The organism is Vreelandella titanicae, assembly GCF_014697095.1.
Lineage (GTDB): Bacteria > Pseudomonadota > Gammaproteobacteria > Pseudomonadales > Halomonadaceae > Vreelandella > Vreelandella titanicae.
This window is the reverse complement of record NZ_CP059082.1, coordinates 4,429,029-4,443,611: the sequence shown is the minus strand read 5'-3', so window position 1 is coordinate 4,443,611 and position 14,583 is coordinate 4,429,029. Positions and strand designations below refer to the sequence as shown.

Below are 14,583 nucleotides of genomic sequence, written 5' to 3'. Positions count from 1 at the left end.
TTCTTTCTGAGTATTTTATGAACAATAAGAACGATAGAAAAAAGGGATATATTAACACTGACTCATTGATGAAGTTGGCTAAAGGCTATCTGGATAATGGGGAGTATTCTAAAGTTGAAGATACTTACCATGATCTGTTAGGCTTTCAGAATGTAACAATCAATTTTATTGTGGCTAAATCTCAAGCCTTGAGAAACCAGCATCGTCTAAAAGAAGCAATACAATTGTTAGAAAAAGCAGTAGAAATTGGTGTATTCAATAGTAAGGTTTTATATGTTTTAGCCGCTTTTTATAGGGATAGGAAAAATTGGTGTAAAGCCGAGAAATGTATTTGGGATGTTGTGAAGAGCGATAAAGAGTATTCTACTTCAATTGCTTTTGCTAGCTTTGCAGCAGATATTCTTCGCAAACAAGGTTATGTCAATTCTGCTCGTAGTATCATAACTTCTGCTATTTATTTGGCGGAGTCATCTGAAAAAAATGTACCTCTGTCTGCGTTTGCTATTCAGTATGAACTTGAGTACGAAGCCACTGTAGAATTTTCAATTGAAGTTTCTCATCGCTTTTATGATGCTGTTTATGAGAGTTCAGAAAAATATGCATCTAATTCAAGCGACTCAGTTTATGTATCAGTTTGGGATAAAGTGCTTAATATTTTAAACGAAAAAAAGTTTAAAAGCGTGGTTGATATAGGTTGTGGGCCAGGTCAGTTTGCTGAGTATGCAATTAAACGCTTGCCTAATCTTAATTATACAGGGTTTGACTATAGTTCTGTTGCCATTTCTCAGGCAAAAAATAGAACAAAGGGGGTTGAGTTTATAGAAGGCAATGCTTTTTCTTCTTCCTTATTAACTAAAAATGCTGCTGATGTATATATATTGCTTGAGGTGCTGGAACACATAGAGAAGGATTTGGATCTTTTAGGTAGTATGCCAAGTAGAGCTTCTGTAGTTTTTTCTGTTCCTAATTTTGATTCTTTTGGGCATGTGCGTTTTTTTTTAGATGAAGACGAAGTGTACGATAGATATAATCACCTATTCTCCAAATTAGAAGTGAAGAGTGTTATTCTCAAAGGGTACTCTACTATTTATCTTGCATTTGGTAAGTTGAAATGAATATTCAGTCCTAAAAGGTTGGCTATAAATAATGCGATTTGATATTGTTTCTGCTAACCAAGCGGAAATGGCACTTAAGAGTGGAAATTTTTTTCGCAGTTTTGATATATGTAGAAACTGCCTTAAAAAAACACCTGGCGATGCACTGCTTTATATTATTATGGCGAGAACGATTAGTCGTTCACCTACGGCAGTTGATTCATGGGAAGATGTAGCAGAAATTACAGCTTCTTTTCTTGATTTCAATAGGCAAAAAAATATTCAAACTTTCTCACTATGGCACACACTTAGCTTTATTAATTCATGTTTAATTAGTAATCATTTTTCTCAAAGTGATGGGTCTTTGATAAATTTTTTAAAACAAAACGGTCGGCAAGTATCTGAGAATAAAGTTAAATTGTTAATCTTGACTTGTGTCTGGAAAAGGCATGAGTTAAGCCGTTTGTTTTTTTCTTACTATGAGGAGTTGGGGAAAAAACTCAGCCCCGATATCGATATTCAAATAATTGCTGTGGGTTCGGAAGGTGAAATTAGTCGCAGTATTTGCGAGGAATATGGTGTTCATTATTTGGAGTACCCTAACCAGCCATTATCTGATAAATGGCAAGCTGGGCTTAACTATGCACGCTCATTTGCTTTTGATGCATTAGTGGTTTTAGGTTCAGATGATTTTATATGTGAAGACACATTTAGATTTTATTCTAAGCAGGTGTCTAAAGGTGCTCTTTTTTTAGGTTTTCAAGATTGTTATTTGCATGATTTCTCTAGCCAAAAAACAATTTATTGGAAAGGTTATGGCGCTTCTAATGAACAACAAAGTCAACCGCACAGGGTTGGCGAAACAATTGGCTTGGGGCGTGTGCTCAGAAGAGAACTGCTAGAGTTTATGGATTTTGATTTATGGGAAGGAATGGGTGCAAATAAATCGTTAGATGGAATCATGAAAAATAAAATTATAGGCAAAACAGGATTTCTCCCAGTCAAGCCTGTTCATGGTTTCGATTTGAAGTTGAATGGTGATGATTATTTGTTGGGTATGTTGTCTTTCCGATTAAAAGACCTTGGGCTTTTCGACGTTGATGTTAAGGTGAGCGATAATGTCACTGCCTTTGAAAAGTATATAACATCTACTAATGTTTATGATGATGTGACTTTAGAGTTCTCTAAAAATGATCGCCTTGATTTCTTGAATAATCTCTAACGTGAGTTTTTATGACTAGTAAAGTTAATGATGAAAGTGAAGTCGGCGCTCTTAAAAAGCGTTTGGAGGAGTTGGTTCATATTCAAGCAAATGAGAGAGCTGAACTAGCAGCGAAAATTAGTAGTCTTCTAAAGGAAAATGATGGTCTAAAACGTCAAGTGCGTGAGTTAGAGGCGAAATGCAAACCTCATGCTGCTACTTCAAATGTCAAGACTAAGTCGCCAGAAAATGAGTTTGGCTTGGATTTTTCTTTGCCTGAAGAGCGGAAATGATTAATTATTTAATGTTAGTTTTTCATTAAAGTCGTGTTTTTCATGATTTCTGAGCAGTGTGTGTGTTGATGGGCGAATATCACCCTACGTTATGGTTATGTGTAAGACATTGTATCGTTAGGGTTGGTGTTTTGTTTGCTTTTATTCTGTCTGGAATAAGCTGTATTTTTCTGCTTTAGTAATTTTTAATCAATAATTGTAGGAATACTTATGTGCGGAATTGTTGGCGCGATTGGCGCAAAGGATAGCACCGCCTTTCTTTTGGAAGGCTTATCTACATTGGAGTATCGCGGTTACGATTCAGCAGGATTGGCGTTGCTATCGGGTGAGCACAGCAGTGGTTTGCAGCGTGCCCGCTCTAAAGGCCGTGTGGCTGAATTGGCCGCTTTAGTGAAGAAAAAGTCGCTAAGTGGTCATTTGGGTATTGCCCACACCCGTTGGGCCACTCACGGCGTACCGGCAGAACGTAATGCCCACCCGCATATCTCCGGCGGGTTGGCGGTAGTGCATAACGGCATTATCGAAAACTACGAAGCGTTGCGCATTCAGCTACAGGGCTTGGGGTATGAGTTCACATCAGATACTGACACCGAAACCATCGCCCACCTGATTCAGGCCTGCTTTAAAGGCCAAATTGGAGAGCCCGCTGAAAACCTCTTTTCTGCCGTGCAGTGCGCGGTTGAACACCTGAAAGGTGCCTTTGCCCTGGCAGTGATCAGTGAAGAAGAGCCGGACTGCTTAGTGGTTGCCCGTGAAGGTTCGCCGCTAATGCTGGGCGTTGCGGATGATGGCTATTACGCTGCGTCTGATGCTTCTGCGCTGCTCTCTGTTACCAAACGCATGATGTATTTGGAAAATGGTGATGTGGCTCGATTAAGCCGCGAAGCGGTGGTTGTCGTTGATGGTATTGGCCAACCGGTCGAGCGTAAGGTCATTACTTCAAACCTAAGCGCTAATGCGGTAGAGCTGGGTGACTACAGCCACTTCATGCAGAAGGAAATCTTCGAGCAGCCCCAGGCCCTTAGCAACACCCTGGAAATGATTAGCGGGGCAGGGCAACTGCATCCGGGCATCTTCGGTGCGGAAGCCGCTGATATTTTCGACCAGGTAGAAGCCGTGCTGATCCTGGCCTGCGGCACTTCCAGCTATGCGGGCATGACCGCCAAGTACTGGATTGAGCAAGTGGCGGGCATTCCTTGCAACGTCGAAATCGCCAGCGAGTACCGTTACCGCCAAAGCGTCGCTAATCCTAAACAGCTGGTGGTGGTTATCTCACAGTCGGGTGAAACGGCGGATACGCTGGCGGCGCTGCATCACGCTAAATCGTTAGGCCATACCCATACCTTAGCGATCTGCAACGTCCCGGAATCCGCCATTGTGCGTGAAACAGCGCTGCGATTTATCACTCGCGCTGGGCCGGAAATTGGCGTTGCCTCTACCAAGGCATTCACCACTCAGCTAAGCGCGCTGTTCCTGCTTACTCTGCTGCTTGCCAAAGCCAACCAACGCTTAAGTGAAGCAGATGAAAAAGCCTATCTGGATGAGTTGCGTCATCTTCCCATTGCGGTAGATAAAGTGCTTGCGCTTGAACCCAGCATTGAAGCCTGGGCGAAGCACTTTGCTAATAAACATCATGCGCTGTTCTTAGGCCGTGGGCGGCATTACCCCATTGCATTGGAAGGGGCGCTTAAGCTTAAAGAGATCTCCTACATTCATGCCGAAGCTTACCCAGCGGGTGAGCTGAAGCATGGCCCCTTGGCGTTGGTCGATGCAGAAATGCCCGTCGTCGTGGTGGCCCCCAACGACGAGATGTTGGAGAAGTTAAAAGCCAACATGCAGGAAGTCAGCGCCCGTGGCGGCCAGCTGTATGTGTTTGCCGATGGCGACAGTGCCGTGAAGTCCTCTGAAGGCGTCAATGTGCTGATGATGCCAGAGCATTACGGCCTGCTTTCGCCGGTCTTGCATGTGGTAGCGCTTCAGTTGCTTTCCTACCACGTGGCGCTGGTGAAAGGTACTGATGTGGATAAGCCGCGTAATCTTGCTAAGAGTGTGACGGTAGAGTAGTGCCCATGGGCGTCGTTCCGCCGCCACCCGCGGGTGCCTACGAACGCTCGCTGAACTCGCGTTCTTCGTTACCCAATGGGATGGACTCCTCCTCACCCTACTCCGGCGTCAGTGCGCCATACTGGTAGGTGGTTGGAAAACTATCAGCTTGAGAGTCAGGAGAAGCCCATATGAACATTAGCCGAGTTGGTGTGGATATCGCAAAGTCTGTCTTTCACGTACATGGCGTTGACCGGCATGAGAAGCCTCAATGGCGAGGTAAATATACCCGGGCCAAGTGGCTGGAGGCTGTCTGTCGGCGCGTTCCTCAAGGCGCCACCATCGGCATGGAAGCATGTGCAGCGGCGCATGATTGGGCGCGCGAACTTCAAGCGCGTGGCTACCATGTGAAGCTCATTGCGGCCCAATTCGTGAAGCCTTACGTTAAAACGAATAAAAATGATCGGGCAGATGCTGAAGCGATTTGTGAAGCATTAGGCCGTCCCACGATGCGCTTCGTGGCCGTCAAAACCGTTGATCAACAGGACAGCCAGGCCACCCACCGGATCCGTGAAGAGCTGATTAGCCAGCGCACAGCGAAGGCCAATCAAATCCGTGGCCTCATCGGTGAGTATGGGTTTATTGCCCCCACCGGTATTCAGCAGTTACGGCGGGCGCTGCCTCTTTGGCTGGAGGATGCCACCAACGGGCTCAGTGACCGCTTTCGCCGCCTATTGGCCGACTTAGCGGATGACTTACGTTATTTAGACGAGCGTGTTGCGCAGTTAACGTCCGCCATTGAAACGCATGCCAACACCGACCCGGTTGCCAAGCGCTTGATGACCCTCCGCGGCATTGGCCCCATCACCGCCAGTGCCTTATCGGGTGTGCTGGGTGACGGCGCTATATACAAGCGAGGACGCGACTTTGCCGCCTCGTTAGGGCTGACCCCGCGTCAACATAGCACGGGCGGACGAGAGCGCCTGTTGGGGATCAGTAAACGTGGCAATAGTTACTTACGCAAGCTGCTGGTACATGGCGCCCGCGCCGTCCTTCGTTATGCGGTGAAAAAAGACGACGGACTCAGCCAGTGGATCAAGCACCTTGCCGTGCGCAAACATCGCAACGTGGCGATCGTGGCTCTCGCCAATAAGACAGCGCGTATGGCGTGGGCCGTCACACGTTACGAGGTCCCGTATAACCCTGAGTTGTCCGCCGCCGCTTAAGCAGGCGACGCGACCATCAATGTTGAACCTTTAACCGGTGTTCCTACCGCCCCGACTGCACCACCAAAAGAGAGATGGCGAACAGGTCGAACCGACGTCGGGCCATACCGTGTAGCGCGTAGAGCCATAGAGCTCGTTTACGCTGAGGGTACCCGACGTGCGAATAGCCCATTAAGGTCCGATGCCCACACGTTAGGCATCTTTTACGAGACCGGATATACGCTAGCAGTCGACCGTGCCGCTATGACCTTTTGTGCTTGCAGACGAGGAGGAGTCCATATACGCGCTACGTTAAGCACGCACTTGATTTTGTGGGTTTCGTAGCGCGCGGCGTAAGCGTCAGCGCACCCGCAGCGGCGGCCCGGCGCGAAAGCAGCGCGAAGCGGTGCCGGGGTTGGCTCGCTTTTTGGCATTAGCTTAAATACCATATAGAAAAGAGACATTAGATATAAAGTCGGTTTTGTTGGCGTGGGGCAATAATGGGTCAATGGAAGTATGAGCGCGGTGAAGGGCGTCATAAGCATCGTTGGCAATATGATTACGCAGGTTTTGTTCCCGGCCAGAAGGGGGCCGTTGGTAAATGCCCCAAAAGCATCACAGAAGAGATCGCTACTGACATATTAAATAATGGTGAGCCATACTTCGAAAATGATGACGATGACATGCCCGTGAAAATTTATTCGGTGTACAAGGGAGTGGTGTATGAATCAGTGCCAACCCAGCCAGGAGTGTCATGGCACGGTTATCCATGGCGCGGTGATCTAAAAGGCAGGTTACCCCTTTCGCGGAAGATGAAAAACCGCCTTAAGATCAAGGCTGACGCCGAGGGTTATGGAGACGAGTATCTGAAATGGCTAAAAGATTACAGTTAGGTAGCAAAAAGGGCTTGTTTCTCAGCCTAGACATCAGTTCTTCAAAGCGCAGAGACCATGGTCTGCTTTGGGGGAAAGGTGTTTTGTCTGTCGATGGGGTTCCCATTATTTCCTCTGATGATAATAAGCCAGTGGAATGGACTTGGGTTGATTTGCTTGAATGGCTTGCGCGCAACTGGGCTTCACTCCTTCTTGAGCAAGGCTTTCCTTTCCATGTTTCTTCTTTACATATAGGTTATGTTTTTAGCGATCTAGAAAAACGTTGGGACAATATGTCGGAGTGGCGGGTAGAAGAGGAGGAAGAAGAAGCATTGCGCTTTTTGTCTCGTCATGACTTTGCAAGTGCATTTAAAGGCATCTACTTTCCTAGTGCCTATTTTATGCGGCATGGCAACTTGGTCGAAATAGTTAGTGCTGAGAGCTTTGATATAAAATGCTTAACATTGAATCAAGCTGTGGAAGATTTAGAAGAAATAGGTAATGCATTGGCGGAAAGAGTTCGATCTTTTGCGGGTGCTGTTGAAGAGGGTTCTAGAGGTTTGCTAGCGGTTAGCAATTGGGATAGTCGTGGTGTGAATCTTCAAAAATACGCGTTAACTAAATTAACAGGGATGTCTGCCGAAAGTTTGGATGCGTTTTCAGTGGCTAATGACAATGATTTTTGGGAATATGATACTAGTCAGCCGCTTGTAGATACGGAATTAATGGCTGCTGCACGTATGACTGGTGGCTCAATATCTTTGCAGGATAAGAAAGAGTTATTGGAGAAAATTAGAAAAGTTGATAAAAGATCGACTCGTTATTTAGATAAGTTAACTGATTCCATAGTTGAAGAGTTTAAAGAAATTGGTAAACCTCACGATCAAGGTTATTGGGCTGCGAATTGGTTGCGTAAAAAGCTTAAGAAAGATGAGAGCTCTGCTGTTAAGCCCAAAGAAATTTTAGAGAAATGGGATGTTCTTGTACAGGAGATAAGTTTGCCTGGGGCACAGTTTGATGCATTAGCATGTTGGGGGCCTAGGCATGGGCCAGCGATCTTAATTAATCAATCTAGTGAAAGTGTTCCTTCTCATGCTCATAGGGAAAACTCTACGTTAGCGCATGAAATATGTCATTTGCTTTTAGATCGTAATGGCGCTTTGCCAGTCGTAGAAGTATTAAATGGAAATACACCTGAGCGGCTTGAAAAACGTGCAAGAGCTTTCGCTGCAGAACTAATGTTGCCAAGAGAAATAGCTTCAAATCAGGTGCGTAATTCAACATCGTTAGAAAAAGCGATCACTACTCTGTCGCAGGAATATGAGGTAAGCGAGTCTTTAGTATGTTGGCAAATTATAAATTCTCCTGGTTATGATTCTTTAAGTGAACATGAGCAGAGCTTCTTGCAGTCCAAAAATAAGCAATAATCCAATATTTAATCGCTTTCGATATGTGTGGCAGTACTCAACTTTAGAGAAGAACTCGTGAAAGGCGCGGGTTTAGATAAGTCGCGTAATATTGCCTGGAGTGTAACGTTGGAGTAGTGCCATTAGGCGTCGTTCCGCCGCCATCCGCGGGTGCCTACGAACGCTCGCTGAACTCGCGTTCTTCGTTACCACGCGCTACGATTAGTGGCACCACTAGCCTTTGTTTGCGAATTTTACCCAGTAACAGTGAATACCCCAGGAATACTCATTCGGGAATGGACTCTCGCCAACTTCACGCGGAAGTGATTGTGTAAAGTGGGCGTTGTATTAAGGAGATGTAATAGATGTCACTTTTTTTTGTGCACATACCTAAAACTGCCGGGACAAGCTTTCGGCAGGGTGCTGAAAAGTATTTTACGCCAGAGCGCATTGTTTATGATTATGGGGTGAACTCCAATGCGACGTCTCCTTTTGTTAAGGAGTCTCTGCATGGCGATCAACCTGATTTCTGGCAGTTCAAACAGGCACTTGATAATCCCGCCATGATCGTGGGGCATGTGACTATCGCGCGCTTTGTTTCCCTGTGGGGCGCGGGAAATACCGTTACCTTTCTACGTGAACCGCTGCAACGTATTGCCTCTGAATATGCCCATTTTGTCAGGCATATGGATTACCAAGGAAGTTTTAAGGAGTTCTATTTAGACCCAGGAATGCGTAACCGTCAACGCAGGGCGCTTTACGGGGTGAATCTTGAGGCTATCGGGTTTATCGGCTTAACAGAACGTTATTCTGAAAGTCTGGAAATGTTGAATGACCGCTTTGCAACGCGCATTCCCGAGCGCGAAGACAATCAGGGTAAACCTCGTCTGGAGGATGAGTATGAGTTTGATGAAGAGGATCTCGTTGAACTCAGGAAATTGAATAGACGAGACATTGAGCTTTACCAGTATGCCTCCGGATTGTTTGATTCACGTTATGAGATGTTCAAGTCGAACCAGCCTTGGGCGCATGCTTGTCTGGTAGAGGCCACCACGGAGAGTGTCAGCGGTTGGGCCTGGTGGGCGGATGAACGCGATGCGCCATTAGAGGTCGAACTGTTGGTTAATGGTGAGCTTGCCAGCACCGTGCGTGCGGTGGAGTTTCGCCAGGAGTTGTGTCGCTTGCTGCCGCCACGTGGCGGATATGTGGGCTTCAACCTGCCAGTGAAACTGTCCCCACTTGATACGGTGCAATGCCGTGTTGCTGCAACGGGGCAGAGGTTTCCGCCAAGCCCGCACCGTATCGAGGAAACGGTTAAGTAATATCTTCAGGGTCAAACGTCAGAAAGCCAGGGCCGAGTGATTGGTAACGGTAGCGCGGCATCCATGGAGTTGAAGCAAGAGAGGTATTTTTAATGTCTCACTCATCTGACCTGATTGATGACGATGTCGAAGGTTACTTGAAAGCCCATGAGCATAAGGACTTGTTGCCCTTTCTGACCTGCGGAAGCATAGGTGACGGTAAAAGCACCCTGATTAGCTGCTTGTTGTTTGAGTCCAAGTTGCTGTTTGAAGACCTGCTTGCGGCCACTGAAGCAGGTTCAAAAAAGTATGATTCTCAAGTTGGTGAGATGGATCTTGCGCCGCAGGTGGATGGCTTGGCCGCTGAACGCGAGCAAGGTATTACTATTGATGTGGTATATCGTTTCTTCTCTACCGAGAAACGTAAGTTCATCGTGGCAGATACCCCAGGGCACGAGCAGTTCACCCGCAACATGATCACCGGGGCTTCCATTGCCGACACGGCTATTTTGATGGTCGATGCCCGCCACGGTATTTCGACGCAAACCCGCCGCCATAGCTTTTTGATGTCGATAATGGGCATGCGCCACGTGGTATTGGCCATTAATAAGATGGACTTGGTCGACTATTCCAAAGCGCGTTTTGATCAGATCGTCGAAGAGTACCGTGCTTTCGCCAAACAGCTGGGGTTGGAGGACATCACCTTCATTCCTATGTCGGCGCTGAAGGGCGACAACGTCATAGAACACAGCGCTAAAATGCCTTGGTACCAAGGTACGACGCTTCTAGGCTACCTGGAAACCGTCGAGCTGGATGTAGAGCATCTTCAGCGCTCTCCCTTCCGCATGCCGGTGCAGTGGGTCAATCGGCCCAACCTGGATTTCCGAGGTGTTACCGGCATGGTGGCCAGCGGTGTGGTGCGCCCGGGTGATCAAATCCGTGTTCAGCCTTCTGGCAAAACCAGCATTGTCTCGCGTATCTATACCCCGGATGGTGACTTGGACGAAGCTGTCGCTGGGCAGTCCATCACGCTGTTGCTGGAAGATGAAATTGATATTTCTTGTGGTGATGTGATTTCCGGCATAGATCAGCCAGCCCACACCGCCGACCAGTTTGAAACTACGCTGGTAGGGATGCATGAAGCGCCGCTGTTACCGGGCCGGCCTTATTTGATGAAGTTGGGCGCCCAAACTGTCTCAGCGACCGTGACGGATATCAAGTATCAGGTCAACGTGAATACTTTGGAGCATACGGCGGCCAAAAAGCTACCGCTAAACAGCATTGGTGTATGTAACCTGAGTCTTAACCGTGCGGTTGCCTTTGATGCCTATAAAGACAACCACGATACCGGTGGCTTTATTCTTATCGATCGTATGACTAACAATACGGTTGGCGCGGGCATGCTGCACTTCGCCTTGCGGCGTAGCCAAAATATCCATATGCAGTATGTGGATATTGATAAGCAGGCGCGTGCGTTGGCCAAAGGCCAGAAGCCAGCCGTGGTGTGGTTCACTGGGCTTTCCGGGGCGGGTAAATCGACCATTGCTAACCTGGTTGAGAAAATACTCTTTGCCCACGGTCAGCATACCTATCTGCTGGATGGCGATAACGTGCGCCATGGCTTGAATCGTGATTTAGGTTTTACTGATGCTGACCGCGTGGAAAACGTGCGCCGGGTAGCGGAAACCGCCAAGCTGATGGTGGATGCCGGGCTAATTGTGATGTCAGCATTTATTTCGCCTTTCCGCAGCGAGCGCCAGTTGGCGCGGGAAATGCTGGAAGAAGGCGAGTTCATCGAAATTTTTGTCGATGCGCCGCTGGATGTTGTTGAGGCACGCGATCCGAAAGGCCTCTACAAAAAGGCCCGCCGCGGGGAGCTGAAAAATTTCACAGGCATTGATTCCGCTTATGAAGCGCCTGAGACGCCGGATGTGCATTTGAAAACATCTGAAATGGATGCGGAAGAAGCAGCTGACGCTGTTATTGCTGCATTGCGTGAGCGTGGAATGATCAGCTGATTTGAATGCACTAGCTGTCAGGTGGTGGCGAGGTTAGCTGCTACTTGGCAGCTTTTTTTATGCAAGGGCTGGGTCTTAAAGACTAAATCTTAAAGGGATAAGTCTTTAAGGACTCAGTCTTTAAGGACTCAGTCTTATAGAGGGATAGATTATGGCGCTTATTGATCAAGCACTGCTGGATGCCGTTGAACGCATTGCCCGCGAAGCTGATGTCGCCATTATGAGTGTTTACGCTCGCGAGTTCAGCGTGGAGGAGAAGGAAGATAAAAGCCCGTTAACCGAGGCCGATATGGCGGCGCACAACGTTATTGTGCGCGGTTTACAGGCGCTTCCGGTTCAGTTCCCAATCCTCTCTGAAGAGGACATCGAGGGTTTTTCCGGTGCTGATGCTGAGGGTCGCTACTGGCTAGTCGACCCGCTGGATGGCACCAAAGAGTTCATCAAGCGTAACGGTGAGTTCACCGTCAATATTGCCCTGATTGAAAACGGTAAGCCGGTGCTCGGCGTGGTGACTGCGCCAGCGCTGGAGGTGGGCTATGTGGCCGCGCGGGGGCTGGGCGCGTTTAAGGTTGAAGCCGATGGTAGTCGTAAGGCCATTTCCGTGGCAGGCAAGCCTAAAGAGGGCGTAACGTGGCGCGTGGTGGGTAGTCGTTCGCACCCCAGCCCTGACTTGGCCGCTTGGTTGGAACAGTTGGGTGAGCACACCATGCTGCCCATGGGCAGTTCGTTAAAATTGTGCATCATTGCCGAAGGTTTCGCCGATGCCTACCCACGCTTGGGCCCCACCTGTTTGTGGGATACCGGCGCCGCTCATGCGGTAGTGCTCGAAGCCGGCGGCCGGGTAGAAACCCTGGAAGGCACCGCGCTTAGCTACGCCAACCCCAGCGAAAAGCTCAACCCCTATTTTGTGGTGTGGGGGCATTAAGCCAAGGCGCCACCGGTCTTTGTTTTGCCAACCTTCTCGGTATCGGTGGTTTTCGTAGCGCGTGGTAAGCGAAGCGCTCCCGCGGAAGCAGCGCGAAACGGTGCCGGGGTTGGCCCATGTAGGCGATGATGGTTCGGTGCCATTGGGCGTCGTTCCGACGCCTCCCGCGGGTGCCTCGAAACGCTCGCGGAGCTCGCTTTCTCGTTACCACGCGCTACGGTATGTGCACTAACTTGGTATCGGTGGTTTTCGTAGCGCGTGGTAAGCGAAGCGCACCCGCGGAAGCAGCGCGAAGCGGTGCCGGGGTTGGCCCGTGTAGGCGATGATGGTTCGGTGCCATTGGGCGTCGTTCCGACGCCTCCCGCGGGTGCCTCGAAACGCTCGCGGAGCTCGCTTTCTCGTTACCACGCGCTACGGTATGTGCGCTAACTTGGTATCGGTGGTTTTCGTAGCGCGTGGTAAGCGAAGCGCACCCGCGGAAGCAGCGCGAAGCGGTGCCGGGGTCGGTCCGTGTAGGCGATGATGGTTCGGTGCCATTGGGCGTCGTTCCGACGCCTTTCGCAGGCGCCTCATTATGTTCGTTTCAATCACAAACTCGTTGCCACGCTATACGAGACCTATAATCCTGTATTCACGATTCACGATTCACGATTCACGATTCACGATTCACGATTCACGATTCACGATTCACGATTCACGATTCACGATTCACGATTCACGATTCACGATTCACGATTCACGATTCACGATTCACGATTCACGATTCACGATTCACGATTCACGATTCACGATTCACGATTCACTTTTAAGGTTACTAAATAATGCGTAAATATTTCGGTACTGACGGTGTACGCGGTCGCGTGGGGGAGTTTCCCATGACGCCTGATTTTGCTATGAAGTTGGGTTGGGCCGCAGGGCAGGTGTTGGGTGCTGAAGGTGTTAGAGAAGTGTTAATTGGTAAAGATACCCGTGCCAGTGGGTATATGTTGGAATCCGCGTTAGAGGCGGGCTTTTCCGCGGCGGGTGTTAATGTTGCCCTGGTGGGGCCGTTGCCGACCCCTGGCGTTGCCTATTTAACCTCTACCTTCCGTGCGGATGCGGGGGTAGTGATTAGCGCGTCGCATAATCCTTTTGATGATAATGGTATTAAGATTTTCGGGCAGGGTGGTCAGAAGCTTAATGATATCCAAGAGCAGGAAATAGAGCGCTGGTTACAAGTAGCCATTGACGGCGGCATGACCTGTGTTAGCTCCGAGAAACTAGGTAAAGCGCGCCGTATTGATGATGCCGCTGGCCGTTATACCGAATACTGCAAGGCTAACCTGCCAGGGCACTTGAGTTTGAATGGCCTGAAAATTGTGTTGGATAGTGCCAATGGCGCGGGTTACCGAGTGGGCCCAGCGGTTTTTCGCGAGTTAGGCGCCGAGCTAATTAGTATTCACGATAAGCCCAATGGCCTCAACATAAACGAAAACTGCGGCGCTACCTCTATGCAGAGCCTGTGTGATGCAGTGCTCGCCCATCAGGCGGATATGGGTATCGCTTTGGATGGCGATGCTGACCGCCTGATGATGGTGGATCATACGGGGGCCGTGGTAGACGGCGATGAGCTTTTATACTTGCTTGCGAAAGATGCGAAGCGCGCGGGCTACACCGGCGGTGTAGTGGGTACCCAAATGAGTAATTTGGGGCTTGAGCAGGCGCTTAATGGATTGAATATTCCTTTTAAGCGCGCCAAAGTAGGCGACCGCTATGTGCTGGAACAGTTAAACGCCATGGGCTGGCGGTTAGGTGGGGAAGGCTCTGGTCACTTGCTAAGCTTGGATCATGCATCCACTGGCGATGCGATCATCGCCTCACTGCGCGTGCTGGCTAGTTTGTTAGAGCAACAGGCAACGCTGTATGACGCCAAACAGGGTATGCACAAACTCCCGCAAACCTTAATTAATGTGCGTTATACCGCCCAAGCAGGGCATGATCCTCTTGATACCCCAGCGGTACTGCAAGCCGTCGCACTGGTAGAACGGCAGCTTGGCCAAGCGGGCCGCGTGCTGCTGCGCAAATCTGGTACCGAACCATTGATTCGTGTGATGGTCGAGGCTGTAGATGCTAATCAGGCGCAAAGCAGTGCCCAGCAAATTGCTGATGCGTTTTCTTAGGCGAACACGGTAGGTTCTCCTGTTACACGAGGTAATGACTTTTGACATCATCTTCAACGCTTAGCT

At 48.9% G+C, this 14,583-nt stretch carries 11 protein-coding genes; all 11 read left to right on the top strand.

What is annotated here, in order from left to right:
* The first annotated feature begins 17 nt into the window (after positions 1–17).
* The 11 genes from HZS52_RS20490 to glmM all read left to right on the top strand — a co-directional run bounded on the left by HZS52_RS20490 (position 18) and on the right by glmM (position 14,517).
* Positions 18–1,115 (top strand): class I SAM-dependent methyltransferase, encoded by a 1,098-nt coding sequence (locus HZS52_RS20490; RefSeq protein ID WP_190373532.1) that lies wholly within the window; start codon positions 18–20, stop codon positions 1,113–1,115.
* A 31-nt stretch (positions 1,116–1,146) separates the two neighbouring features.
* Positions 1,147–2,316, top strand: coding sequence for a hypothetical protein (locus HZS52_RS20485; protein WP_190373531.1), 1,170 nt, complete (start codon positions 1,147–1,149; stop codon positions 2,314–2,316).
* Between the two features lie 11 nt (positions 2,317–2,327).
* The gene (locus HZS52_RS20480; RefSeq protein WP_190373530.1) at positions 2,328–2,588 is read left to right on the top strand and encodes a hypothetical protein; all 261 of its coding nucleotides are present in this window, start codon (positions 2,328–2,330) and stop codon (positions 2,586–2,588) included.
* Positions 2,589–2,798: 210 nt separating this feature from the next.
* On the top strand, positions 2,799–4,652 hold the full coding sequence (glmS, locus tag HZS52_RS20475; protein WP_190373529.1) for a glutamine--fructose-6-phosphate transaminase (isomerizing): 1,854 nt from the start codon (positions 2,799–2,801) through the stop codon (positions 4,650–4,652).
* A 170-nt stretch (positions 4,653–4,822) separates the two neighbouring features.
* Positions 4,823–5,857 carry an IS110 family RNA-guided transposase gene (locus tag HZS52_RS20470; protein ID WP_190373528.1) on the top strand — a complete coding sequence of 345 codons (1,035 nt, stop codon included), beginning with the start codon at positions 4,823–4,825 and terminating at the stop codon, positions 5,855–5,857.
* 479 nt (positions 5,858–6,336) lie between these two features.
* Entirely contained in the window at positions 6,337–6,729 is a 393-nt protein-coding gene (locus tag HZS52_RS20465; protein WP_190373527.1) for a hypothetical protein, read from the top strand.
* A complete protein-coding gene (locus HZS52_RS20460) occupies positions 6,708–8,135 on the top strand; it encodes an ImmA/IrrE family metallo-endopeptidase (protein WP_190373526.1) in 1,428 nt (475 codons plus the stop codon). The genes HZS52_RS20465 and HZS52_RS20460 overlap by 22 nt, the downstream gene beginning before the upstream one ends.
* 344 nt (positions 8,136–8,479) lie before the next feature.
* Positions 8,480–9,436, top strand: a complete 957-nt coding sequence (locus tag HZS52_RS20455) for a sulfotransferase family 2 domain-containing protein (protein ID WP_190373525.1) — start codon at positions 8,480–8,482, stop codon at positions 9,434–9,436.
* Between the two features lie 92 nt (positions 9,437–9,528).
* Positions 9,529–11,433, top strand: coding sequence for a sulfate adenylyltransferase subunit CysN (gene cysN, locus HZS52_RS20450; protein WP_190373524.1), 1,905 nt, complete (start codon positions 9,529–9,531; stop codon positions 11,431–11,433).
* Positions 11,434–11,584: 151 nt separating this feature from the next.
* Positions 11,585–12,358 carry a 3'(2'),5'-bisphosphate nucleotidase CysQ gene (gene cysQ / locus HZS52_RS20445; protein WP_190373523.1) on the top strand — a complete coding sequence of 258 codons (774 nt, stop codon included), beginning with the start codon at positions 11,585–11,587 and terminating at the stop codon, positions 12,356–12,358.
* Between the two features lie 821 nt (positions 12,359–13,179).
* The gene (gene glmM, locus HZS52_RS20440; protein ID WP_223827979.1) at positions 13,180–14,517 is read left to right on the top strand and encodes a phosphoglucosamine mutase; all 1,338 of its coding nucleotides are present in this window, start codon (positions 13,180–13,182) and stop codon (positions 14,515–14,517) included.
* The last annotated feature ends 66 nt before the right edge of the window (positions 14,518–14,583 follow it).

Excerpts from the sequence above, each read along its gene's own strand:
- HZS52_RS20490 (WP_190373532.1), top strand. The coding sequence starts at position 18 with ATGAACAATAAGAACGATAGAAAAAAGGGATATATTAACACTGACTCA.
- HZS52_RS20485 (WP_190373531.1), top strand. The coding sequence starts at position 1,147 with ATGCGATTTGATATTGTTTCTGCTAACCAAGCGGAAATGGCACTTAAG.
- HZS52_RS20480 (WP_190373530.1), top strand. The coding sequence starts at position 2,328 with ATGACTAGTAAAGTTAATGATGAAAGTGAAGTCGGCGCTCTTAAAAAG.
- glmS (WP_190373529.1), top strand. The coding sequence starts at position 2,799 with ATGTGCGGAATTGTTGGCGCGATTGGCGCAAAGGATAGCACCGCCTTT.
- HZS52_RS20470 (WP_190373528.1), top strand. The coding sequence starts at position 4,823 with ATGAACATTAGCCGAGTTGGTGTGGATATCGCAAAGTCTGTCTTTCAC.
- HZS52_RS20465 (WP_190373527.1), top strand. The coding sequence starts at position 6,337 with ATGGGTCAATGGAAGTATGAGCGCGGTGAAGGGCGTCATAAGCATCGT.
- HZS52_RS20460 (WP_190373526.1), top strand. The coding sequence starts at position 6,708 with ATGGCTAAAAGATTACAGTTAGGTAGCAAAAAGGGCTTGTTTCTCAGC.
- HZS52_RS20455 (WP_190373525.1), top strand. The coding sequence starts at position 8,480 with ATGTCACTTTTTTTTGTGCACATACCTAAAACTGCCGGGACAAGCTTT.
- cysN (WP_190373524.1), top strand. The coding sequence starts at position 9,529 with ATGTCTCACTCATCTGACCTGATTGATGACGATGTCGAAGGTTACTTG.
- cysQ (WP_190373523.1), top strand. The coding sequence starts at position 11,585 with ATGGCGCTTATTGATCAAGCACTGCTGGATGCCGTTGAACGCATTGCC.
- glmM (WP_223827979.1), top strand. The coding sequence starts at position 13,180 with ATGCGTAAATATTTCGGTACTGACGGTGTACGCGGTCGCGTGGGGGAG.